General features: G+C 53.2%; 15 protein-coding genes. All 15 read left to right on the top strand.

All coding sequences use genetic code 11. The annotated features are described in order from the left end of the window. Positions 1-40 precede the first annotated feature (40 nt). The 15 genes from P2W70_RS18055 to P2W70_RS17985 all read left to right on the top strand — a co-directional run bounded on the left by P2W70_RS18055 (position 41) and on the right by P2W70_RS17985 (position 25,919). Positions 41-3,712 (top strand): rhamnogalacturonan lyase family protein, encoded by a 3,672-nt coding sequence (locus P2W70_RS18055; protein WP_276482905.1) that lies wholly within the window; start codon positions 41-43, stop codon positions 3,710-3,712. 278 nt (positions 3,713-3,990) lie between these two features. Continuing rightward, positions 3,991-6,972 (top strand): SusC/RagA family TonB-linked outer membrane protein, encoded by a 2,982-nt coding sequence (locus P2W70_RS18050; RefSeq protein ID WP_276482904.1) that lies wholly within the window; start codon positions 3,991-3,993, stop codon positions 6,970-6,972. Positions 6,973-7,001: 29 nt separating this feature from the next. Further along, positions 7,002-8,579 (top strand): RagB/SusD family nutrient uptake outer membrane protein, encoded by a 1,578-nt coding sequence (locus P2W70_RS18045; RefSeq protein WP_276482903.1) that lies wholly within the window; start codon positions 7,002-7,004, stop codon positions 8,577-8,579. A 37-nt stretch (positions 8,580-8,616) separates the two neighbouring features. Then, positions 8,617-9,291 (top strand): hypothetical protein, encoded by a 675-nt coding sequence (locus P2W70_RS18040; RefSeq protein WP_276482902.1) that lies wholly within the window; start codon positions 8,617-8,619, stop codon positions 9,289-9,291. 33 nt (positions 9,292-9,324) lie between these two features. Continuing rightward, positions 9,325-10,371 carry a DUF5007 domain-containing protein gene (locus tag P2W70_RS18035; RefSeq protein WP_276482901.1) on the top strand — a complete coding sequence of 349 codons (1,047 nt, stop codon included), beginning with the start codon at positions 9,325-9,327 and terminating at the stop codon, positions 10,369-10,371. Positions 10,372-10,387: 16 nt separating this feature from the next. Then, complete coding sequence (locus P2W70_RS18030) at positions 10,388-13,558, top strand: SusC/RagA family TonB-linked outer membrane protein (protein ID WP_276482900.1); 3,171 nt, start codon at positions 10,388-10,390, stop codon at positions 13,556-13,558. Positions 13,559-13,598: 40 nt separating this feature from the next. Further along, positions 13,599-15,161 carry a RagB/SusD family nutrient uptake outer membrane protein gene (locus P2W70_RS18025; protein WP_276482899.1) on the top strand — a complete coding sequence of 521 codons (1,563 nt, stop codon included), beginning with the start codon at positions 13,599-13,601 and terminating at the stop codon, positions 15,159-15,161. Positions 15,162-15,181: 20 nt separating this feature from the next. Continuing rightward, entirely contained in the window at positions 15,182-15,913 is a 732-nt protein-coding gene (locus P2W70_RS18020) for a hypothetical protein (RefSeq protein WP_276482898.1), read from the top strand. Positions 15,914-15,949: 36 nt separating this feature from the next. Continuing rightward, on the top strand, positions 15,950-17,587 hold the full coding sequence (locus P2W70_RS18015; RefSeq protein WP_276482897.1) for a DUF5008 domain-containing protein: 1,638 nt from the start codon (positions 15,950-15,952) through the stop codon (positions 17,585-17,587). 29 nt (positions 17,588-17,616) lie between these two features. After that, positions 17,617-19,425 (top strand): alkaline phosphatase family protein, encoded by a 1,809-nt coding sequence (locus tag P2W70_RS18010; RefSeq protein WP_276482896.1) that lies wholly within the window; start codon positions 17,617-17,619, stop codon positions 19,423-19,425. 12 nt (positions 19,426-19,437) lie between these two features. After that, on the top strand, positions 19,438-21,414 hold the full coding sequence (locus P2W70_RS18005; protein ID WP_276482895.1) for a M60 family metallopeptidase: 1,977 nt from the start codon (positions 19,438-19,440) through the stop codon (positions 21,412-21,414). A 35-nt stretch (positions 21,415-21,449) separates the two neighbouring features. After that, the gene (locus P2W70_RS18000) at positions 21,450-23,177 is read left to right on the top strand and encodes an alkaline phosphatase family protein (protein WP_276482894.1); all 1,728 of its coding nucleotides are present in this window, start codon (positions 21,450-21,452) and stop codon (positions 23,175-23,177) included. A 246-nt stretch (positions 23,178-23,423) separates the two neighbouring features. Beyond that, positions 23,424-23,960 (top strand): SMI1/KNR4 family protein, encoded by a 537-nt coding sequence (locus P2W70_RS17995; RefSeq protein ID WP_276482893.1) that lies wholly within the window; start codon positions 23,424-23,426, stop codon positions 23,958-23,960. Between the two features lie 36 nt (positions 23,961-23,996). Then, entirely contained in the window at positions 23,997-24,182 is a 186-nt protein-coding gene (locus tag P2W70_RS17990) for a hypothetical protein (RefSeq protein WP_276482892.1), read from the top strand. A gap of 393 nt (positions 24,183-24,575) precedes the next feature. Next, on the top strand, positions 24,576-25,919 hold the full coding sequence (locus P2W70_RS17985; RefSeq protein WP_276482891.1) for an OmpA family protein: 1,344 nt from the start codon (positions 24,576-24,578) through the stop codon (positions 25,917-25,919). Positions 25,920-26,086 lie beyond the last annotated feature (167 nt).

Genomic DNA, 26,086 nt, shown 5'->3' with positions numbered 1-26,086 from the left:
TTGTTCAAACACTAACGAACATAAACCAAACACTTGTCGTATGAACAAAACACTACATGCATGGTGCTTGTTGTGGCTATGCCTATGGTCCATGCAGGGCTTTGCACAACAACCCGCTTCCGCTTCCTGGCCGCTCACGTCAGCTGCCGGCAGAACAGCCACCACCAACGGTGCCATCAGCGCCTTTGCCCAAACCACGGGCCCTGCGTTTGGGGCGCCCAGTTACAACAACCGCACCATCAATGGCGGCTCTTCCGTCAGTACACAAAACTCCATTGTGAACCCGAATGCGGTAGGCACCAATACCACCACGGCGCATGCCAATGGCGGGTATGTGGAATTCTCCCTGACGCCTCAAGAGGGAGTGGAGTTTGAGATCAACAGTCTTTCCTTTTACATGGGCGCAGGCAATGCCAATTCAAATGGCACTTCCATTGAGTACTCACTCAGCCCCGATTTTGCAACGCCCGTTGTGGTCGCGGCGCCTGGTGGCGCTACCGCCTTTCCGGCGCGGGATGTATTGTACCCCTTCAATTATTCACTCGGCCTCACGGTGTTTTCGGGTCAAACGCTGTACCTGCGTATTTACAGTTGGAATGGCAGTACCACCAACCGGTTGCTGTTGCTGCATAACCTCGTGGTGAGTGGCAATACGTTTTCACCCAGGCCATCGGTCAGTACTACACCCATCAGTAACCTGACGTTCAACAGCGTTACGGCCGGTGGCAACGTGACCAGCGATGCCGGCAATACCGTAACAGAACGCGGTGTGGTCTATGGCACACAGGTAAATCCCACGGTAGACGATAACAAACGCGCCGATAGTACCGGTGGCACCGGTCCGTACAGCCTCACGATCACCGGCCTCGCAGAATACACCAACTACCATCTACGCGCTTATGCGATCAACAGTGCCGGCGTGTCTTATGGCGACGATATAGCCTTCTTTACACCAGCCATACCGGATATGACCGTAACGGCTCCCAAACAACTGGAGCGGCTCGACCGGGGTCTGGTAGCGGTACGCACCAGTGGTGACCAGGTGTTTCTATCCTGGCGTTTACTCGGTACCGACCCGGCAGGTACAGCCTTCAACCTGTACCGCGATGGCCTTAAGCTCAATACGTCACCCATCACCGGCGCTACCAACTATATTGACTCAACGACGACTGGGACGAATTATATAGTAAGACCCATTTTCAACGGCGTAGAGCAACCGGGCGGTCGTGTCACCAGCATTTGGGCTCAGCAGTACCTCGATATCCCACTGCAGAAACCAGCCGATGGCGTTACGCCGGCGGGCAATGCCTACAGCTACGATGCCAATGATTGTAGTGTGGGTGACCTCGATGGCGATGGCGAATACGAGATCATCCTGAAATGGGACCCAACCAATGCGCAGGATAATTCCAATGGCGGTTATACCGGTAACGTGTACCTCGACGCCTATAAGTTGAACGGCACCCGCCTCTGGCGTATCGATCTCGGTCGCAATATCCGCGCCGGCGCACACTATACGCAGTTCATGGTGTATGACCTCGATGGAGATGGCAAGGCCGAGCTGGCCTGCAAAACGGCCGATGGTACGGTAGATGGGGCAGGGGTGACGATTGGTGATCCGCTGGCCGATTACCGCAATGTAAATGGGTATGTGCTCGATGGACCCGAGTTCCTTACCATCTTCAACGGGCAAACAGGCGCGGCCATGGCGACCACCAACTATGTACCGGCCAGGGGCAATGTAGGCGCCTGGGGCGATACCTATGGTAACCGGGTCGACCGCTTTATTGCCGCCATCGCTTACCTGGATGGCGAACGTCCCAGCCTGGTGATGGGCCGTGGTTATTACACCCGGCTGGTGCGTGCCGCGTGGGACTGGCGTAATGGCCAATTGACGCTGCGCTGGGTCTTCGATTCCAACGATCCCGTACATAGCAACTATGCCGGTCAGGGAAATCACCAGATGACGATTGGCGATGTAGACGGCGATGGTAAACAGGAGATCATCAATGGTTCGAGCGCACAGAACGACAATGGTCGAGGGTTGTGGAGCAACCGGATGGGCCATGGCGATGCGTTGCACATGAGTGATCTGGACCCCGACCGTCCGGGGCTCGAAATATGGCAGCCGTATGAAAGTCCGGGTAGCAATGGTCAGGTAGGCGCAGCACTCGTGGATGCCAAAACAGGCGAGCGTCTATTTACGGTACCAGTGGCCTCCGATGATGTGGGTCGTGGCCTGGCGGCCGATATCGATCCGCGTCACAAAGGCTATGAGTTATGGGCTTCGCGGGGCGCCTTGTACAATGCGAAAGGGCAGGAGATCTCCACCAGCCGTCCATCGATCAATTTTGCCATCTGGTGGGATGGTGATCTGTCGCGCGAGTTGCTTGACAACATCACCATCTCTAAATGGGATACAGCGATCAACCGGGCCAATGCGATCTTTACAGCCGTAGGCATGGCTTCGAACAATACGACCAAGGCCACACCGGGTGTGAGTGCGGACATCCTGGGCGATTGGCGCGAAGAAGTGGTGTTACGCTCCGCCGATAATAGTGTGCTCCGCTTGTTCACGACCACGATCCCTACACAACACCGCATTTATACCCTGATGCACGATCCGCAATACCGTGTGGCGATCGCCTGGCAGAATGCAGCCTACAACCAGCCACCGCATCCCGGCTTTTACCTCGGCACGGATATGGATTCGCTGCCCAACCCAAATATTGGTTACGGTGTCGACAGCATCGCACCCGTGGCGATAGCTAAGAATCTCACGGTAACCTTAAAAAATGGTCAGGTTGTCATTGCTCCCGATCAGGTGGATGACGGCAGCTATGATGCGGCGGGCATCGCCAGTATCACGCTGAGCCAAACCAGCTTCGATTGTCGCCATATTGGGGACAACCGTGTTGTGTTGCTGGTGACCGATGTCAATGGCAACCAGGATACGGCCACGGCGATCATCACCGTGATCGGCGCTGTTACTGCCAAGCCATCCGTTGCAGTGACGCGTACCAACAATACCCCAACAGGTGGTGATGCCAACACGGTATTCCTGGGTTATGGCGCGCAGCAATTGCAGTTGACCGCTATTTCAAGCGATACCACGGCGCTCAGCTGGCAGTGGTCGCCCGCTACCGCCCTGAGCAGTACGACGACGGCTGCTACTACCTTCCAGCCGACGCTTGAAGGGGTCTACACTTATTCGGTGGTAGCCACCAACCAATATGGTTGCCCGGCGGTGTCAGATACGGTGACGCTGAAGGTGGTGGACGTACGCTGCAGCAACAACAAGGTGGTCGTTTGCCACAATGGTAATTCCTTGTGCGTGTCGGCAAATGCAGTGGCTGCCCACCTCAATCATGGTGATGAGCTGGGTGATTGCACCGTGCCTCGTCCTTCGCTGGTAGATCTTATCAAGAGCTGGTTGAGCGATTACCAATCGACGGCGGCTTCATTTGTAATAGCACCGAACCCTGCCACCACGCAGGCGAGAATTACCGTGTCATTTAAAACGAAATGCCAATATACACTGGTATTGTACGGTGTGCGGGGCGACCTGGTAAAAGTGATCGCCCGCGGCGACGCCCTTGCCGGCAGCCAGGTCAGCTACGACCTCACGGCACAAAACCTGGTCAAGGGCACTTACTATGTGCAATTGATAACCGGACTACAGGTGGTGACGAAGAAGTTGGTAGTGCAGTAGCATAAAGACTTAATGATTTATGTAAAAGGCAGGCTGTAGCAGTCTGCCTTTTGCTTTTTGCCCCTGTCCGCGCAACCGTTTGAACATATGACACAATCGCAAATCCGTAAAATTTGCGCACACGGTTGTACACCCATATCAATCGTTTGCATAAGCGTTACGCCCAACCTGTCATGCCCTGCGAGCCGGTATTACCACTAAATTCAGGTCGTATTTAAAAGAATAGCAGCGCAAAATCGGATTTCATCAACACTGCTATCAGCCAAATAAAAAAGCTTATGAGATTACAGTCGCTCATGCCAGCGAAAAGCATTGCTTTTTGCGTATTACTCGTTTTGCAGGGCCGCCACAGCGCATTCGCTATCGACGGCTACCAGGCTCCACCCCAGTCCGCAGCACCTGCTAAAGACACCATCCCCGCCGACACGGCCATTACCGATGCTCCTAAACAGGTAGAAGCCCTCTCCGCCTTCCGCAAAGACGGCAAAGCCAATATCCGGGCGCTCGGCTTTACTCCCTTTATTACTGGACAGCAATATGTGAAAGGCCAACTCGCCGGCGTATACGTGCAGGAGCCTTCCGGCGAACCGGGCACCGAACAGAATATGTTCGTACGCGGTATTGCCATGCCCTTGCTCAGTAAGCGGGAACTGTTCGACAACCAGGCCGCCGTATACCTTAATGGTGTACCCCTGGCGATGGACAATCCTTTTGCCTATGAGATCCAGCAGTACGATTTCAACCGCATCGGACCCGCCACCAACCTGCTGTCGACACTCAACATCGACAACATCGAATCGATCGAGGTGATCAAAGATCCGGCCCGCCTCGTGCAACTCGGTCCTGTAGCCGCCAATGGCGTCATCTGGATCACCACCAAAGCCGCTTCCTCCGGATACCGCAAGATCAGCATCAATGGGTATTTCGGTTTTGCACCCCAACAACAAGTGACGCCCATCAATGCGGTCTATGAAAACAAGTTCCGCCTGCCATTCTATGACAAGTTCGGCACCCTCAACGACCGTTTTAATTATCCAGCCTATCTCAAAGATTCGTCCAACGCCGATTACTACGGCCCTTCCAACTGGACGGATCTGTATTATAAGAACAAGCCGTTGTACAACATCGACCTCAGCCTCACTGGCGGGTCCGACAGGGCCAACTTCCGCTTCTTTGGCGCCGCCACCCGCGATGCCAATACCGCCGATGAAACGGCCCTGCAGCGTTACAACGCCTCCTTCTCGATCAACGTATTGCCCCTGAGCTGGGTAACTGTGTCATCGTTGATCAACGCCACACACATGATGCGCAACCGCAACCGCAACTTCGTCGATCGCCTGGCCGAAGTGCGTTACCTGCCCGATGTCTCAAACCCGCTGCCCCCCAATAAAAATGTATACCAATCCTATCTCGGCGAATTCGACGAGAACGTGAAAGACGACAACACCACCACATCGGTACAGGGGTATTTCAACATCCTTGCGCAAATGAAAGGATTCCGCTACAACGGCGGCATCTCTTTCGATTACAACGAAGGCACCCGCGACGTGTTCTATCCTACGCAACTGCTCGAAGGCAATAATTTCGTCTCGAATTATTTCGGGTTCAACCAGCGTTTTGTATTCAACAACGCCCTGGGCTACACCTGGCAGGTCAATGCCGATAATAAACTGGACTTCGAAGCCGGGCAAAACTACCAGACCACCCTCAACAAGTTCAACTATGCTTACGGATACAACGGTCCCAACAATTTCATCAAACTGAATATCGTAGAAGGCGACCCCAACCAAGCCACCTATCTGCAGAGCACCGGATTTGATGTATTCTACCATCCCTCCAACCAACGGGTATCTGTGGCATCCTTCTTCGGCAAAGCCGACTGGAACTATAAAGGCCTGCTCGACCTGCTGGCGATCGTTCGTCGGGATGGTACCTCCGTCATGCAGCCCGACAATCGCTGGTATACCGGCTTTGGCGCTTCAGCCAGCTGGAACCTCCACAAAACATTCCTGCAGTCATCCTCCTTGTTGAGCGCCCTTGACCTCACTGCTTCTTTTGGCCGCAATGGAAAACTGTTGTCGGATGACCGCTTTGCCGGTGGACCCAATTACCGCTCGGACCTGTCCTGGTCAGGTGCACCCACCATAGGTAGCTATGCCGGATTGCCTGGTCTTTCCCGCCCGTACAACAGCGGCTGGGTAGGCTACGGTATACCCTGGGCTTATGTTCAAACAGCCAGCGTGGGCATCGATGCCGGCCTGTTGCAGGATCAACTGCACATCGGCCTCGATGTATACCAGCGGTCTGATAAAGACATGATGTTGCCCGTGCCGGTGCCGGCGGAGTCTGGTTACAAATCGGCCTATGCCAGTGGAATGGAAGTAGCCAATACCGGGGTAGACCTGACCGTACAGGGTACTGTGCTGAAAGCTACCGGCCACAAACCTGGTCTCAGCTTGTTTGGTAATGTGAACTACAACGAAAATAAACTCAAGGCGCTGCCCAATGGCCTGCAACGCGTAGTGATCAACGACCACCTGCTGCAGGTAGGCGAACGTATCGACGCCTTCTGGGTATATAAGAATGAAGGCATCTACGCGACCAATGCCGAAGTGCCCGTGAATCCTGCCAATAGTCGCCCCATGAGCTTCCAGGGTGCGCCGATGCAGGCTGGTGATGCCCGTTGGAAAGATATGAACGGCGACTACACAATTAACGAAGATGACAAGGTGTTGCTGGGCAATTCGCTGCCCAAGATCACCGGCGGCTTCGGTGGCCAGTTCAATTACCGCGCATTGACACTCGATTTCCATTTCTATTTTGCGCTGGGGCATAAGCTGCTCAATAAATATGCTGCACAACGCCTCGACTTCATCAATACCGATGCGACTGCCTCCATCGATGGGGTGAAAGAGATCTCCTGGTGGGAAAAGAAGATGGACCTTACCACGTACCCGATGTACAACCCCTGGAGCAATACTATCCCTTACCGCCTCGACCAGGACCTGTTTCTAGATAAAGCTTCCTTCGTCAAGTTGCGGTCGGTAACCCTCTCGTACAACCTCATCACCGGTTGGAAGGGAACAGGCAAAAGCCAGGTCTTTAAGCAGGCTACGGTATACCTCACTGGCGCCAACCTGTTTACCATTACACCCTTCAAGGGCGATGATCCGGAACTGGTGCAGTACAACGGTATTTATACAGGTGCCGGCCTGCCGATTCAGCGCAGCTTCATCCTTGGTTTCAAAGTAGACTTATAATCACCACAACATTTTAATCTCCCCATAGTATGATCGGGAAAAAAATAGCCACTGCATCTTTAACCGCCCTGCTGTTGACCGGCACGCTGCCTTTCACGGCCTGCAACAAACAGCTGGACGTCAACTCTACCCGTCAATCGGATGAGGCCAATAGCTGGAAGACCATCGACGATGCCCGCTCAGGTCTTATGGGTATCTACGGGCTCTTCCGGGCTGCTGTAGCCGATAACAATGCCCACTGGCTCTACGGCGAACTGCGCGACGGCGATTTCACCGCCCTCAAACGACCCGACCTCAAGGCCATCATCGAAGGCAAACTCAATGCTTCCTATCCTATTATCGAAAGCATCTCGAACTGGCGGCGCTTTTATGCAGCCATCAATGCCTGCAACCTATTCATCGAGCGCTCGGCCGATGCGATGGTGGACACCCGCTATACCGAGGTGAACCACAAAGTGGATGTAGCACAAGCCCGTGTATTGCGCGCCTTCCTGTACTACTACATCGTACGTATCTGGGGTGATGTGCCCTTGCTGACACAATCGTACGACAACGGTAAATTCCAGCAGTTCGCGCGTTCCCCGCAGCAGGATGTACTGGGTTTTGCCGTACGCGAAGTAGAAGATGCGGCGCCCTTGCTGCCCTATGTGTACGGAGGCGGCGATCCAGTGCTGCCTGGCCAGGTCTATCATACCAAGACCTACACCGAGTGGAAAAACACCCTCATCAATAAAGTGTCGGCTTATGCCATCCTGGCGCATATTACCGCCCTGCAGGGCAATTATTACGCAACCGCCGGATACACCGATTTCGTGATGCAGCAATATAGCCGTATTTCCATCAACTACCTGTCGGTAGCCGACCTCACCGGTAAAACGGGCATCTTCAACGAACAGGCGGCCGATCTGGCCACCGACCAAAACCAGTTCATCTCGTTCAATTTTGTGAAAGGACTGGGCGAGGCAACGGTGAGCGGCCATATCGAGCAACTGACACTGGCCTATCCGCTGGTATCCAAACAACAGCCCGATATCTACATCACCAACGATAGCCTGGCATCGATGTTCCCCACCGGCAATGGCCAGGATCAGCGCTTTGGTGTCGATACTTCCAGCGTAGACCAGGGAACCCCTACGCTGTACCGCAATGCTTATATCACGGGGTACGGTGAAGAAATACCCATCTTCAGCAAGATCAAATCCATCAATGGCGGCATAGCTGGTGAACAACAGTTCAACGTCTTTACCTCGGCCATCCTGTTTACCCGCCTCGAAGAGATTGCCCTGCTGCGTGCAGAAGCACTCACGGTACTGGGGCATGAGTCAGATGCCATTACACTGCTCAATAACATCCGCTCCCGCCGCAATGTCAATGCCTTCGACCCCGCGGCGCCCGGCGCCGACCTGCTCAAAGAGATCTTTGAAGAACGCCGTCGCGAACTGGTAGGAGAGGGCTGGCGCTGGTACGACCTGGTGCGTTACCACAAGATCAAAAAAGAGGATCCCGCTTTCAACGCCCTCATTAGCACGGGTGGTATCTATTGGCCTGTTGCACGCGAAGTGCTCAACAGTAATACCCAGATTGTCCAGAACCCTTATTGGAAATAAACATCGATACGGATACAGCATTTAAAAGAGACTACACATGACAATCAATTATAAAAAGATCGCCCTGGCCAGCCTGATCGCACTCGTTGCCATCATAGGTTGCAAAAAGGATGATAGATATTACAAATACGACCAGGAGACCAGCTTGTTTGCCGGCAACAGCTACCAGTATCTCCAGCAGGGCGGTGGCCTGTTCGATTCGATGTTGCTCGTGATCGACAGGTTGAGCGGCCTCAAAGATTCGCTCACCCGCGGCGAGGTGACCTTGTTTGCCATCAACAACAACAGTTTTGACCTGGCGATGAAGAACCTCAACCTGCGCCGCGCCACCATGGTACCGGCCCTGCCACCCTTGTCGCTGAAAACGCTCGACTCCACTCAGCTCGATACCCTGGCCTGCCGGTATATACTCACCGGTATCTACCATACCGATCGGGTGGTGAACAATGCCGATGGTATCCTGGCGCCCAATATAAAGTATGGTTACAACATGAACCTGCTGTACGAGCGCATCAATGCAGCCGGCTACCTGGGCGGCGGGCCACAGCAGTTGTTTTTCCGGGATCCCAAGCAAACACCTTTTGAAGTGTTTTGGGTAACGACGAAAACACAGATCGTCAATGTGAAGACCAGCAACGGTGTCGTTCACGTATTGTCTTCCGGGCACGATTTCGGCTTCGGCAATGAATTCGTGGAAAGAATGAATCGCTAACCTTACTACTACACAATGCCAAAACAAGCACTTATGAACCATAAACAAAGGCGGCTTCTGACCCAGGTCCTGGCGACCGGTGTACTGCTCTCCCTGCTGGGCGCCTGTACGCGACTGTTGCCCGAATACCGCGAGGCACTTAGCCTTGAGGCCGGGTTTTCACAAACCACCTTCGAACCGGTGGTAGGCCGTACCACGATGTTCTCCAATGTATTTGTCAATCCCAATAACAGCTCTACGTATCCTATCGATTTTACGATCGTCAATGCCCGCCGCTTCAGTGGCGAGGCTGCGCCGGAACTGAGCGATATTTTTCCTGTCAAGGTCTGGAAACAGGCGTATACGGGCAATGAGACCAGTGTGGCAGAGATAGAAGCCAAACGGGTTACCGAATACCACAACCTCTTCGAGGTGCGCAAGCACTCTGGCGATTTCGTGTTGTGGTCGTCTGCTACTTCCAACCTGCTGCGCTGCCAGGCCGACTCGGGTTATATCTTCGATGTAGAGATGAGCAATGGAGGCGGACGGCGCTATTTCCGCAACATGCGCCTCATGCCTTTCCGCGAACGGCCCTACGAGCCTTCCAACCTCAATGCCATCACCGGTCAATCCGTGGCCAATGGTATCTATCCTTCTACCATGATAGGTGTGGTGGGCGATTCGACCAACCAGGTATTGTCGGCGGCCGATGTGGATGTGTTCATCCGCAAAAGCGAAGAAGGCAAACCGGGTGGCAATACCATTTCCTTTATGTTCCTCGACAAGTATTTTCGCCCCATCGATCCGGCAAAATTTGCCGATACCGATTGGAACAACCTGCTGCATGGATTCAATATGACTAAGACGGCCACCCGCGTTACGTATGATGTAGCTTTTCCCGTACCCGCTGTACCGTTGGCAACCCGCTTCACCACGGCCGACGGTAGAAGGGCTACAACCAGTTTTGCCTGGTCACGGCTTGGGTATGGCGGCCTGCGCCAGGAAGCGGAGATCGGGCTCAATTTCGCCATCTACGAACCCGGCAACTGGGAGATCGTATTTGCTTTCAAAAAAGACAATCCCAAATTCTCTAATGACTAATCCAAAAGCATTGACCATGACATGTAATTCCAGGCTGCTCAGACAAGGCATCGCACTCATGCTGTTGTTGCTGCTGGGAGCCATTAGCCCCTTGGGACTGCTGGCCCAGGAAAGGATCAAGGTAGAAGGCGTGGTGACCGGCAAGGCCGATAAAAACCCCAAGCCCGGCGTCACCATCTCCGTCGGTAAAAAAGCCATCGGCACCACCGATAAGAACGGCGCCTTCACCGTGATGGTTGAGCCCGGCTCCACCCTCACTTTTACGCACAGTGGCTTTGCCGCTGAGAAAAAAGTAGTGACCCGCGCTACCGCCAACCTCGAGATCGAGATGGCACAAAAAGACGAAGCGATGCAAGAGATCGTGGTGCAGGGTTTCAAACGCGCTACCCGCGAAACCACTACCGGCTCTACCGTGGTGATCAGTGGTAAGCAACTGCAGGACGTACCGGTATCCAACGTACTCGAACTGTTGCAGGGTAAGGTTGCCGGTGTCAATATCCAGAACAACTCCGGTTCACCCGGCTCCATGGGTACTATCAACATCCGCGGTGTATCCAGTGCGCAGGTAAGCTCCAGTGGCTTCCTCACGCCGACCTCTCCGTTGTTTGTGATCGATGGTGTGCCCGTAGACCTCAATACCAATTATGAATACGGATTCCAGGGTGGTGGCCCGGGCATCAGCCCCCTCGCCCTCATTCCGCCCGAAGACATCGAGCAGATGGAATTCCTGAAAGATGCAGCAGCCACTTCGCAATATGGCTCGCGCGGCGCCTATGGAGTGATCATCGTGACCACAAAGCGCGGCCATTCCAAAGTGCCGATCGTATCGTATTCCGGCTCCTTCTTCGTCAACTATGCGCCTCCACAACGCAAGGTGATGGGCGGCAATGAAGAACGCCGGTCGCGGATCAACCAGATATTGAACTACGATACCTCGTACGCCAATGCACTGCGCCTCATCAATGCCACGCCTTTCCTGTCTGACTCACTCAATCCGTATTACAACAACTCGACCGACTGGCAGGACCTGTTCTTCCGCACCACGCAAAACCAGTCGCACAACATCAATATCTCCGGGGGCGACAGAACCTTTAACTACAAAACGAATATGAACTACTATTCGGAAGAAGGGATCATGCGCAATACCGGGTTCAAACGGTACACCCTGGGCATGGATGCCTTGTATCAGCCTACCGAAAGGTTCAGGATGACCACCAACCTGAAAGGGTCGATGGGGCAGCGCAACAACGGTAGCGGTATGGGCCTCGAGCAGGTGGACATCAAAAAAGCTTCCAACCTGTCGTCGCTGTTGTCGCCTGCTTATTACAATGATTTCAATCAGGCGGCCGCCGGCTCCACGGTGAAAGACGACAACAAGAGCATCAACATCTCTACCTCGCTCGACCTGCAATACGAACCCATCAAGGGCCTTCGGTTCTCGAACCTGTTTACCTACAATATCATTACGGGCAACTCCAGCAAATTCCGCCCGTCGTTCATCAACAACAATATCCCTGAATATTACAGCTACAACGACCGCACGTATACGCTATATGACCGGGCAGCCGTCAACTATATCCGTTCCTTTGGCCTGCACAACCTGAACGCGTTCGTGTTTAACGAACTGTCGTCTTACGGTTTCCGTGCCAATGCGATGGAGCTGTCGCAAACGGCCAATGACCAGATCGAAGGGCCGGTTGGTTACAACTGGTTCCGCACCAAGGGGGGTACCCTCAACAATGCCAAGGATACGCGTATCCATGGATATGGGGGCAGCATCGAATACAATTTCGACAAGAAATATGTGATCAACCTGAGCTACCGCCTCGATGGTACCTCTACCAATGGTCCATCTACCGGGTATACGCACAACCCATCGGTGAGCGCGCGCTGGAACTTCAACCGCGAAAAGTTTGCCGAGAACTGGGGTTGGCTCGATTACGGTTCTATCCGTAGCAGCTGGGGTAAGAACATCATTCCTACGGGTAGCATCTTCGATGTGTTCGGTACCTATCGCATCGGGAATAACTACAACGACGATCCTACGGTGTATATAGACTGGGGCAATATCCCCAATGATGCCTTCAAACCGCAGACCAAGACCAAGTTCAACATTGCTACCGAACTCGGATTGTTCAATAATGCCCTCAACATCACGGCAGAAGCCTATTACGAGTCGACCGATAATGAAGTAATGGATGTAGAACTGTCGAATATCAATGGTTTTGCCAAGATCAAATCCAACGCGCGCAGCATGGTGAACCATGGTTTTGAGTTGATGGCGCAGGTGCGGGTATTACCACAGGGCCATCCGGTACAATGGACCGTGTCGGGTAACTTCGGTGTGGTCAACAATACGCTCACGAGGCTGCCCAACAACGAGCGGCAGTATATTCAGCCGTTTACAGATGCTGATAACTCCAAGCTACCACTGGTGTACCGCCTGGGTAAACCTACCTTCTCCAACCAGTTGTACCACACAGAAGGGGTATACGCCAGCACGGCGGATGTACCGGTGAATCCACAAACCGGCTTGCGCATGCAGGCAGGACGTGGTACCGGGGTGTTCTTCCAGGGGGGCGATCCCATCTGGACCGATATCAACGGCGATTACGTGATCGATGAGCAAGATATGGTGTCGGCGGGTAACCCGACCCCCAAGGTAACGGGTGGTTTCAACTCGATGGTAACCTGGAAGAATTTCACGCTCACCATCAATGGCAGCTTTACCCTCATCAGGGATGTGCTCAACCTGCCGCTGGCAAGGACCTTCCAGAATTTCTATAACCCAGCGGCCCCCAATGCGCTGGTGCCCATCAGTGAATATGATATTTGGATGCCGGGATCGGATAAAACGACGGGCAGCCTCAACGCGAAATATCCGAATCCTTTCGACTTCACCCGGGCCGGCCAGATCAATCCGTACCGCGAAGCACAAACCCTGTTTATGGAAGATGGTTCGTACTGGAAGATCAACAGCATGACCTTTAAGTACAATTTCAACCGCAACTGGACGCGTCGTATGGGCATCAACTCGGCCAACCTATACATCACGCTCAACAACGTGTATACTTTCTCCAACTATTCGGGACCCGATCCCGAGTTGGTCACGTCGTTGGGCCGGGATATCTCCGGTGGTTATCCCAACCGCCGCAGCATGGCCCTCGGTGCCAACATCCAATTCTGATCCGTATCGCAAGCATCCACGAACCAAGCAAATGCAGAACATGAAAAAGACGCTTATTTATTCACTCACTATACTGACGTTGTTGACCACCGGCACGGGATGTAAGAAGTTCCTGGCGCTCGATCCGCTCAGCAACCTGTCGGGCAACAATTTCTGGAAAACAGAAGCCGATGTCGACAACTATACCAACGGCCTGTTTGAGTTGTACCGTGCCGCCACCTTCCGCAGCAATATGAAAGCGGAAGGCGGTACCGACGAGTTCCCCTTGTTCGCTTTTTCGGGCGATATGCGCTTTGCGCCGGTTTACGAGCCTTCCAATAGTCCGTGGAGCCGTACTTATATCCAGTTCCTGCGCACCAATAACCTCAATCCCATCGTACGGGGTACCTACAATTGGACCGGTGGCAACAATTGGGCAAATATCTTCACGACCTCCCGTTTCATGAACTGGGATCGTCTCTTTAAAGTGGTTGCGGGCGCCAATGTACTGGTAGCCGAAGTAGACGAGGTGACCGCGCTGACGCCGGAAAAGAAAGCACGTTACAAAGCGGAGGGCGTGTTCATGCGCAATATGGCCTATTTTACCATGGTGCGCTTGTATGGTGATGTACCGTACTACACCAACGCCTACAACGCGACGGCGCTGCCCCGCCTGCCGATGGTAGAGGTGCTCAACAAATGCGTGGCCGACATGGCTGCTTATGAACAAGACCTTCCCTGGAGCTACGACGATGCGGCCCGCCGTGCGGTTCGTGGTATGCGCGGTGGCGCCCTGGCCCTGCTCATGCACATGAAGATGTGGTTAGCCTCCTTCGATGGCGGTAATGCGACCAATCATTATACCGATGCCATCAAGTACGGTGAAGAGCTGATCAAAGAGAACAAAGGCGCTTATGAATTGATCCCTTATACAAATCGGGGTTTCCGCGCCGTATTCCGCGGCCGCTCCAAAGAAGGGCTGTTTGAAATGCCGCAAAACTCCAACTATGGCGAAAGCTTTGGCTGGTCATTCTTCTCGGATCATATTACGCGCTACCGTATCAATGCAACCGAGACCCGCAATACCTATCTCTATTATGCGCAAGCCTATCTCGATGAGATCTACCCACCCGGTCAACCCGATATCCGCCGCAGCGAATGGTACGAAGATATATACAGTACGACCGGCCGGTTTTGGCTCACCAAGTACAGCAATATCTTCCAAACGGAAAACAACTCGAGTTATGTAGACGACAGCCAGATCGTGTTTCGACTCGGCGAATCGTACCTGTTGCTGGCCGAAGCTTATGCCAATGCCAGTCGTACGGCAGAAGCCATCGAAGCCCTCAATGTGATCCGCCGCCGCGCCGCCGCGCTGGAATATACGGGGCAAGGGGGCGATGACCTGAAGAAAGCCATCTGGTACGAGCGCTGCAAGGAGCTGATCGGCGAGGGTCATTTCTCGTACGATATGATCCGCACCAAGAACGTGCTCGATCCCAAGTTGTCGTTTGGCAATTCCATCTCGGTGGAAGACTACAAGAACGGCGCCTGGACCTGGCCCCTCAGCAATGCTGTGCGTGCCAACAACCCCACCATCATTTTAAATAATTACTGGAACTGATCCGGGTCAACCGCAACAATATGATCACTACCAACAAAATATTATCGGTCGTGGCACTGCTCCTGGTCGCACTGAGCAGTTGCAACAAAAGCAACTACCAGGATGGCGGTGTACTCGATCCGCAATTTAAAGGTTCGTCATACGATTACATCGTATCCAAACCAGCCATGTTCGATTCGCTCACCAAGATCGTTCGCCTGGCGGGTATGGAGCAGGCATTGAAATCGGAAGAGCTGACCTTTTTTGCACCACCTTCCCAAACCGTTATGGCCACCATCCGCCTGGTCAACATCGAGCTGCGCCGCTTTGGCCGGGACACGGTATATGACCTACGGCAGATCAAGCCGGCCGTTTGGAAAAAACTGCTGACGCGCTATATCTTTAAGCATAAGCGTTCGCTGACCGACTATCCGCAGGTGGATTTTTTCAATATCCCGGTATTCCCGGGACAGCCTTACCTGTCGTACAACAACGATGTCATGAACATAGGAGTGATGTATGCCGATGCCGGCGGGGTGGAGTATGCGGGACAACGCACGCTTTACCTTTCATTTATCCAATCGCTGTCGTCACCCAACAGTTCGTGGATCAATGCCTCCGTAGCAACCAGCAACGTGGCCACCAACAATGGTTACGTGCATGTACTGCGGTTTGCAGCCACCACAGCCACCGTCGATCTCACACCCCATTATTTCGGCTTCAATCCCTTCCTGGTATACAACGAGGCACTGGACCAGGGCATTGACCGTTAAACCGAAGTACATCACCAATACACTTAATGGAAGCGTATGAAAATGGTTCATCAACTATACATCAAAAGAAATTACTGGATGGGCGTACTGGCCATCCTGCTGCTGGCGGCCTGCAAAAAGGACGACGAAAACCGGGTACAATTGTATCCCGAGGGGCCGAAAGCCGACATCAAATTCCTGGACGGGCTGCCTTCGCCTTCGCAGGGCAGAACAGGGGCCATTGTCACCTTTAAAGTCAAAGGGCTCAAAGACAAAGCTTCGAAATTCAAATTCCTGTTGGGTGAAATGGAAGCCGAAGTTATCACGGTGGCCGATAGCGCCGTATCGGTGCGTATACCGGCTGATGCCATTACGGGTGGAGCAGCGATCGTTTACGAGAACCAATATTATTTTGGGCCCGAATTCCGCGTACGCGGCAACCTTATCATCGATCCCTCGTTCGTGGGGTACAACGGTGCCAATGGTACCATTTACGATGTGATTGGCGCCACCAATGAAGCCGGCTCGTATGTCATCGCCGGCTCTTTCGCCGATTACAACAACCTGGGCACGCCGGCTTCACCGGTCTATGATATTGCCAAGATCGATAAAACGGGCACTTTGTCATCTACCAACAAGTTCCTGACACGTTCCGGTGCCAGTGGTGGAACGATCTATTCCTTATCGCGTTTGTCGAGCGGCAATTACCTGGCGGCTGGTTTCTTTACGAAATACAACGATCGCGCTGGCATCAGTTCCATCACACGGTTGTACCAGCGCGCACAGTTGGATAGCACCATCGTAACGGTGGTAAACCCCGACCCGGTCAACCAGCCCAACGATGGCAAAGACACGGTAGCTACCTTCAATGGCGGTGTAAACGGGGTGATTACCTATGCCTACGAAACCGCCAATGGTCAGATTATAGCCGCAGGCAGTTTTACGCAATACAACAGCATCTATTATACCCGTAGTACCAAAACGAATAAGGTTTACAACCGCGTCATTACCAACCAGGTCGTGAAAATGAATGCCGATGGTTCACTCGATTCGAGTTTCAATTACGACCTCACATTGCACCGTGGGAAGCCAGGCGCCAATGGCCCGCTTACAGGCGCCCTGCGTATCGCCAATAACCGCCTCCTGCTGTTTGGCGCCTTTACCACGTGGAACGGGCAACCAGCCAACCACGTAGTATGCCTCGAAGAATCGGACGGCAGCATCAGCACGGGCTTCAACATGGGTCTGGGCGCCGATGGCCTGGTGAAGTCAGCTACCTACAACGAAAAGACGGGCAAGATCATCCTGACTGGCGACTTCAAACATTTCAACGGTATCGCTGCCAATATGGTGGTGATGCTGAAAGCCGACGGCTCGGTAGACCTGGGTTTTGAGGCGAAGCCGATCACCGGTGGTAAGGTGAACTATGCCGCTCAGCTCAACAGTGGCGATGTGATCATCGCCGGTAGTTTCGAGCGCTACGATGGCAAGGTGCGGCCCGGTTTTGCCTACCTCACCAGCAGCGGCCTGGCCGTGCCGGAAAACAACACCACCGGCACGTTCTCGGGCACCATCTACAAAATGATCGAGCGCACCACCGACCTGGGTTATCCGGGGGTGATCCTGGTGGGCGAGTTCAGGAAGTTTGACAACACCGATGTGAACAATATCGTATTCCTGGAGATCAGAAAATAAACTCATCACAGACCATCAACCCAATGAATATGCGGGCAAAACACAACAACAATATTTTCCGGAGCGGCTTAGGATGGAAAACAGCAGCCTGGCTGAGCTTCGTGGTAGCGGGCATTGCTGTCGCCGCTTGCAACAAAACATTCGAGAACAACCTGCGCGATGACTATGGCCCGGGTGGCGGCGCCGGCAAAAAGCAAAAGATGCTGGTGATCCTGGTGGACGGTGCAGCAGGCCTCGAAGTGCAGAAGTCCCGGGCACCTTACCTCACGGTGATGTCGGACAATGCCATCTACAGTTGGAATGGCCTTACCGATACGAAGAAAACGCCAGTCACCAATGCCCTCGGCTGGGCGACCCTGTTGACAGGCGTTACGGCCGATAAACACAAAGTGACGGGAGAAGATTTTACGGGCAGCGCGCTGCAACAGTACCCGACACTGTTTGCTCGCCTCAAGCAGGAGAAACCCGGTGCACGTACGGTAGCCTATGGTGCTACGGCAGCTTTCATCGACAACCTGGCGGCCGATGCTACCGAGAAAAAGACCTATGCCAGTGATGCGGCTGTGAAAGATGCTGCCCTCGCCGAGCTTACGAAGGGGAGTGGCGACCTGGTATTGGCCCAGTTTCACGACGTAGATGCTGCTGGTGCTGCTGGCGCCTATAGCGCTAATGATGCTGGTTACAAGGCCGCTATCCTGAAGACAGATGAATACGTACAGACCCTGGTGGAGTCGTTGACCAGTCGCGCGACCTATGCGCTGGAGAACTGGATGATCATTGTAACCTCCAACAAAGGATCTGTACTGGCTTCCGATCCGGTGGCGGCAGACAAACTGGCCTACGATGACTCGCGCCGCAATACCTTTTTCGTTTGTTATGCGCCCAACCTCAAAGTGTCTTATAAACCCGGTTCCTTGCCTTTCTCCGGTACAACACCGGTGTATCAGGGTGGTAGCGCTGCAGCTACCCGGGCGATAGGTAGCGATATCGGCAACCTGCTCGATTTTGGCGCCAGTGGCAGCTATACGATCGAATGCAAGGTGAAGATCCCTGCGGGCAATTTTAACTACCCTGCTTTCCTCTCCAAGCGCTCCACCTTTGCGCGCGATTCCGTGGGTTGGGTGCTGTTCTTAGAGGGTAATTACTGGCAGATCAATTTTGGGCAGCTGGGCAGTGGTAACCGCCAGATTCGCGGTGCCGCCATTGCCGATGGCAAATGGCATACGCTTACGGTCACGATCAACCAACAGAATGCTACTACCCGTCGGGTAGAAACATTTACCGATGGTGTTTATTATGACGGTGGCATTACCGACGCCAGTCGCAACATCAATGGGTATGGTAACCTCACCAGCCGCGCTGCCTTCCAGATTGGACAGTTGAACCCCGACAACGTAACCGGACTTTCCGGCTACAACGTTACGGATGTTAAAATATACGACACCGCTTTTAGCCGCGATTATGTCGGCACCACTTTTTGCCGCACAGCCCTGCCCGTGGGTGATCCCTATGAGCGCAACCTGATCGGGTATTGGAGTGGTCGTGAGATCGCGACGGTAGGTGGCCGCAAGGCGCTGGCCGGGGTGAGTGGCAAGTATGCTACAACGCCAGGTTTCAGCAATGATAAACTGGCCCTCTACCTCAGTGGCAACTACGGCACCAGCAGCTTTGTGGAAGTGCTGCCCAATATCTGCCCTACGCCCGATGCCAACTCGTTCAAGGTGGTACCCAACTCGGTCGACCTGGTCACACAGGTATGTGCGTGGCTGGGGGTGAACCCGCCGGCCAGCTGGCAGCTCGACGGCAGCACCTGGCTCACCTCATTCATGAACCTTTAATCACGAATCAGTATGACGATCTATATAAACAAGAAAATACTAGGCATCGTTTGTGCCACTGTACTCCTGGCGCATTGCGTCAAGAACGATGAGGTATTCAAAGATGGCCGCGACGAAGGTGGCTATCCCGCACCGGTGGTGACGGTAGATACCAACAGTGCGGTGGTCGATGTGAGTAAGTATGCCCAGGCCCGGGTATTTCCCGGTCTGATCTGCGCTGGTGAGCCTCGGTTGAAGAACCAGGCGGTGACGATGAACCTCAACTACAATTTCGTCAAGGAGAACCTGCGCATCCAGGTAGCGCCGGAGCCGCAGTTTAGTACGGGCTTTTATGCAGCGCCCGGCGAGCTGGTCACGGTAGATGTACCGGGCGATTATTCCTTGTCGATACAGGTAGGCGCCTGGGATGATAACCTGTCGGCCGTGCTCAATGCCCCACGCGACCCGCTCATTTTTACCCGCATGCAGCTGGCACCCGGTCGCAACTATATCCGCAACCTGTATGGTGGGCATATCTATATTTTTGCCGCTCGCCCAGTGCCGCAGCCGGTCACGATCACGTTCTCGAATGTGGTGAAGTCGCCCGACTTTGAGTTGGGCAAAACCACCAATGCGGCCTGGACAGCCGCCATCCGAACCTCCTGCGTGCCCTACCTCGAGTTGCGCAGCAAGAACATCGTGTTTGTAGTGCCCCGTGACTATTGCGTGTCGCGCAATATCCAGGACCCGCAAAGCATCATGGAAGAGTGGGACCGTGCTATCGACGTTGATTACTACCAGTGGGAAGGCCTCGTAGAGAATCCCACGGAAGGCTACGACCTGGCACCGGTATTGCCCTGGCGCGTGGTACAGGACATCAAGCCCTCGGTGGGCTATGGACACAGCGGCTACCCGGTGGTTACCTACAACGACTATGGCTGGTTCGATGAGTTCACCAACCTCACCTCCCTGCGCAAAGGATGGGCCTGGGGTACCCTGCATGAGATCGGCCACAACAACCAGCAAGTGAATTACTGGAGCTGGGGTTCGCTGGGCGAAACGAGCAACAACCTGTTTTCCTTCAAGGTGGCCCATCGCCAAAGCGTAGAGAAAAACAATCCGGCAGCCTGGCCTCCTTATCACCCGGCACTGGCGACGCAATTTCCGGCGGCATTGGCTTTTGCAGCGGCTTCCGGTACCAAGGATTTCGATGGTACAGATGCGCGTATCAACGATCCGTTTTCCCGCATCACACCTTTCGTACAGATATTCGATAAGATACCGGCCGACTGGGGGTACGCAGGCCAGCCTGATGGTTGGGCTTTCATGACCGAGTTATACAAAAAAGCACGTCGTGCCCGTTTTGCCTCCAACAACGACCAGGACAAACGCGATTTCGTATATGAAACATTGTGTGATTTTACCCGTACCGACTGGCGTTATTTCTTCAGTTCCTGGGGCATCAACATCAGTACGGTATCGCTCGATGAAATAGAAGCCAAGGGATACAAGCTCGGCTTGCAGGAGATCTGGAAGTACAACCCGATCACGCGGACAGGGGGCGATAGTTTCCTGGATCTCTACAACCGCAGCAACTGGGTAGTGACGACCAACTCGGTCAACAACGAAGGCGGTGGTAAAGATGTAGTGAAGGATGGCGTGTTGAGCACCTACTGGCACAGTGCCTACAATCCAACTGCCGCGGTAAATATCGTGATCGATATGGGCCGCCAGCTCGACATCAAAGGATTCAAATTCTACCAGCGGCAAAACCTTAGCCGCAATATCAAGAACCTGAAAGTGGAGGTAAGTACAGATAATGCCAACTGGACGGCCATTGCGGGTAGTCCGCTGTTGTTGCAGCGCATCGCCACCGAACAGGTTTTTGAATTGCCGTCGAAGATCAAGATCCGGTATTTCAGACTTACGGTCAATGCGGCAGCAGACACCTACAATACAGACGGTACAATGAATGCGGCCCTGGCAGAGGTCGATGTCATCAAGCCCTAAACAACATTATTTCCTTACAGAATCATTCTACGCATATGAATAACAGGAAACTTTTTACAGGGATGGTGTTGCTGGCCACGGCCATCGTGACGGCGACCACGATCCCTGCCTGCAAGAAATACGATGATCCACCACCTTATTTCGAAGTAGACGACAGCACCTCGGTGCTCAGCAACCGCAAGGCGCTGGTGATCGTGGTGGATGGGGGCGTGGCAGAAGCTTTGAGAACAATCGCGCCACCCACTATTACGGGGATGCTGGAGCATGGCAAATACACCTATACAGGCCGTACGGAAGATGTGTCGACCGATGGGGCTTCGTGGAAGTCGCTGGCGGCCGGGGTAAGCTATTCCAAACACGGCATATCCGACAGTTCGCTGATCTTTACGGCTGAGCAGGGTAGTGATATCCATGAAGCGCCGGCCAACTATCCGTCGTTCATGCAATTCCTGCTGACTTCCAGCCGGGCCGATATACAAACGACGGTGATCAGTCCCTGGGGGTATATGATCAATAAGCTGTTTCCCGAGGCGGAAAAACCCATCGCGGTGGCCAATGATCAGTTGGTGAAGGACAGTGCCGTAGCCCAGTTGAAAAATGGCAATCCCGATCTGCTGATGCTGCATTTCAATGGTATCAATAGCGCGGGCCGTGAATATGGTTTTGATGCCAACGTGGCCGAATACAAGGCGGCTATCCTGAAAGTGGATACCTATATCGGCGAGGTGATGACCGCGCTGAAAGCCCGCGCGGCATACAACAAAGGAGAAGAGTGGCTGGTGATCGTGACGACCTCGCATGGTGGCGTAGGCAAAAGCTATGGCGGAAGCTCTGCTGCGGAGACCAATGTATTTACGTTGTACTACAACGAGAACATGAAAAAGCAGGAGCTGGTGCGCGGTGGTTTTGCCGGTGTGCAAATGACGGGCCGCGATGCTACCGCGATCAAAGCGAGCCTGCACGATGGTACGCAATACAATGTTGGGCGTGGGCAGCAAACGGTGCAGATCCGCGTGAAAGGATCGGCCGGTTATTATCCGCATTTCTTTTCGAAGATGGAAAAATGGCCCAGCACACCAGGCTGGTCGATGTTTGCGGCCGGCAACGTATGGGCGATTTCCGTGCGCTCTACCACGAGTGGTGAGCGGCGCATCGAGGGTGGCTCACCCAACGTATGGGATGGCAAATGGCATACGATCAGCATCGTGTTTGCCGACAGCGCGGCCAAAAAATGGATACGGCGCTATACCGATGGGGTACGGCACGATCAGCAGGACATCACGGCTACCTATGGTACGGATGGTTCCATCGCCACCAATACGCCGCTGACGATCGGTTGGGGAGCAGACCCCACTTACACAGGGGCAACTTTCTATGCAGCCGATGTGCGCATTTTCAATACGGCTTTGAGCGATGTAGAGATCCGGGACAATGATTGCCTGAAGGATATGAGCAAGCATCCGAAATATACCGACCTGATCGGCTATTGGCCGGGGGCGGACGGGTATGGAGGTCAGTTTTTGAACAGGGTGCCCAACCAGACCAATAATTTTGAATTGAGCGGAGCGTATAAATGGGAAGGCCAGGCGGTGATTCCCTGTACAGCGAGTGAGCTGGCCAGTGGTCAGATTGCTAACCAGCCCGCAAACGTGGACATCGTGACGCAGTTGTTTTACTGGATGCGCGTCACGATCCGGTCCGACTGGGCCCTCGACGGCGGTACCTGGATCAGGACCTTCGAACGGGAGTTCATCAAACTGTAACTCAACGCCATGAGTGCTGATAAACCGGCCTGCATCGAAAGATGCGGGCCTTTTTATTATGGTTCCTGCACAGTTATCCGCCGGAACAGCGCAGTTACCGGCTATTTCGACACGATTATCGGTTTGCAAGTAGTATGTCCGGTGCCCTGTTGCTGATCAGCCATCGATACAATATCTTTAGCAGTGATGTGGATACTGATGATCATAAAACGGCTACTGGCTACCAGGCAGGCTAGCAGCCCGCCAATGATGGCTTTAGCTGATCTTGCAGCGCCAGCTTTGTCTGGTGATCAGGTGCACACGATGGATGAGCTGGTTGTGTTCCTGCAACGTTTTGAAACACTACATGGATTAAAGTGCTGGGAAATAACTGACATTGAAAGCCGGATCGGTCAACCGTTGCCAAAGGTGTACACACAATTCCTGACCATCATGGGTAGGGGGGGCGGTGATTATATGCGTGGGTCTTCAGCTTTCTATGAAGAGTTGTCGAGTTTACAGGAAGGAGGGGAAGAGTTGATGGCCGAAAATGGGTTGCCTCCCTTGCCAGACAACTGCTTTGTGTTTTGGATGCACCAGGGATACCAACTGGCTATCTTTTATTTGAATGACGGCGACGATCCGCCGGTTTATTATTATTGTGAGGGTTACGGGCAGAAGGGTTTCGAACTGATCTCCTATTCGCTGACCGACTTTTTTGTCTATCAGTTGGCTGACACCTACCCCGAACGTAAGATAATGATACCAGACATGCCGCCATCGCCGATCAGGCGGAGGGATTAGACTGGAAGCGGTAGCGTATGTAAATCCCTGTTATAAATGAGCTTTGTTCAGTCGGCTGAAGCGTCAAGTGTTGGTACAAAAAAGACTTCTGCCCGTTGTGGGTGGTTATATTTGTTGTGGGTAGGTGTTACAGAAAATAATCGAGGAATGAATATGGAAAGAAAAATCAATCTTTACTTTAATCAATATTCAGTATTTAATGGCTTATTACGAGCAATGTAGTGGTGAGTGTAATAATGGTAGCTATTTCTGGGCTTCGGATATGTGTATCGTAAAGGCGATTGATGAGACAGTTATTACAGAGGCGATCAATACTATGATAATAGAAGATTATTTCGACAAGGTGTTCAGTCTGGTACATTCATGAATTGAAAATTTTGCTTTGAGGCAATGAATGGAAGATAGGAGGTAAAAATGCAGTTGTTGCAGATCGATCATTTTCAAGAAGTATCGTGGGGTTGGGTGTCCTCGGATAACGCCTATAACGACAGTAGTCTGTTTCAATTATCGGTGACGGCGAAGCACCTACATAACGCCTACGGATCTAGAATTAATTTCTCGGTTTACTGCGCATCCGCTACATTTGCTAACCTCTAAAACCAAACCCGCTGTTCCATGAAATCGGTTGTTGTGCTGTTGTGTATCGTTGCTGTTCCATGCATCGTCTTTTGCCAAACAGTCAGTAAACGCCAGCAACCTATTCTCGGTGTACACTTCGTGCTCAACGACTTCGCCTCCGCCCAGGCCGTCAAAAAAAACTCACTGGGATCAGTTTTACGCAATAAACAATTTGGAAGGATCGGAGATATGTCTAAAGGTCTTGGACTTAATTACACCAATGGCCTTAACAACCACCTCGATTATACGGCCATGCTCACCGGTTCTTTTTCCAACTACCCCTATAAAGACGGTACCACCGCCGGTAAAGAGCACCTGCTGTTGGAGTTGGATGCTTCCATCCGCGGCAAAATGCTGACCAGCGATCATGCCGTGGTGCCCTATCTGCAAGCCGGTATTGGCGGTTCCCTATACCAATCCACAGTGGGGGTGATCCTGCCGGCCGGAATGGGGATACAGGTGAGGTCTATGCCTGATGCGTACTTGCTGATCAATGCCCAATACCGCATCGGTCTCACCCCACGCTCCAGCGATCACTTCTTCTATGGTATCGGACTTGCCGGATCTATCAGTAAGCGAAAAGCGCCGGTAAAAACAAGGCCGGCTGCCATCAACACCACTTTGGCCGTTCTTGTCGACTACGATACAGACGATGATGGTGTTCCAGACAGCGTAGATGCCTGCCCGCTGCAAAAGGGGATGATTGCTTTGAAAGGATGCTCGGATGCCGACGGCGATGGCATCGTCGATAATGAAGACAGGTGTCCGTTACAACCGGGGGTAGCTCGCTACCAGGGCTGTCCGATTCCTGACTCTGATGGTGACGGCATCCACGATGAATTGGATAAGTGCCCCACGGAGAAAGGACTCGCCATTCACCAGGGCTGTCCGGACAGAGACGGCGACGGAATCCCCGACGCCAACGATCTATGCCCTGATAAACCCGGACTGCCAGACAATAATGGTTGCCCGCTGGTATCAAAGAAGATCGTCGAGCAATTAAAGCGAGCTGCACAGCAAATCCAGTTCGCCACCGGCAGCGCCCGGCTGGTGCCCACCTCTTTCAAAGCAATCGATGAAGTGGTGGCGTTATTGCAACAGGATTCACTGCTGCTGCTGACCATCGAAGGACATACTGATAATACCGGCCAACCCGCTGCGAACCAGTTGCTGAGCGAACAACGTGCGCAGACCGTATATGCCTATTTAGTTGCTCATAGTATTTCCCGCAACAGGCTGGTCGCCCACGGCTACGGTCAGACCAGGCCAGTCACGACGAATGATACGGCTGCAGGCCGCCAGCAAAACAGACGTGTGGTGCTGATCCTTCGGTATCCATAGTACGCATTATTTTATTCAGAACGGTTCTGCGCTTAATAGTACGCTATTGGCAGGTGTAAAGCCATTGCCTGAAATTAAAATGAAGGATGCGTGACACTGTTATTAACAGTACGACTATTCGATGTTGAAAAGCATGTTAATAAACATTTCATCTAAGCGCTGGGATC

This window comes from Paraflavitalea pollutisoli, from assembly GCF_029360705.1.
Classification (GTDB): Bacteria; Bacteroidota; Bacteroidia; order Chitinophagales; family Chitinophagaceae; genus Paraflavitalea; species Paraflavitalea pollutisoli.
The sequence above is the reverse complement of the archived record's forward strand: the minus strand, read 5'-3'. Positions and strand labels throughout refer to the sequence as shown.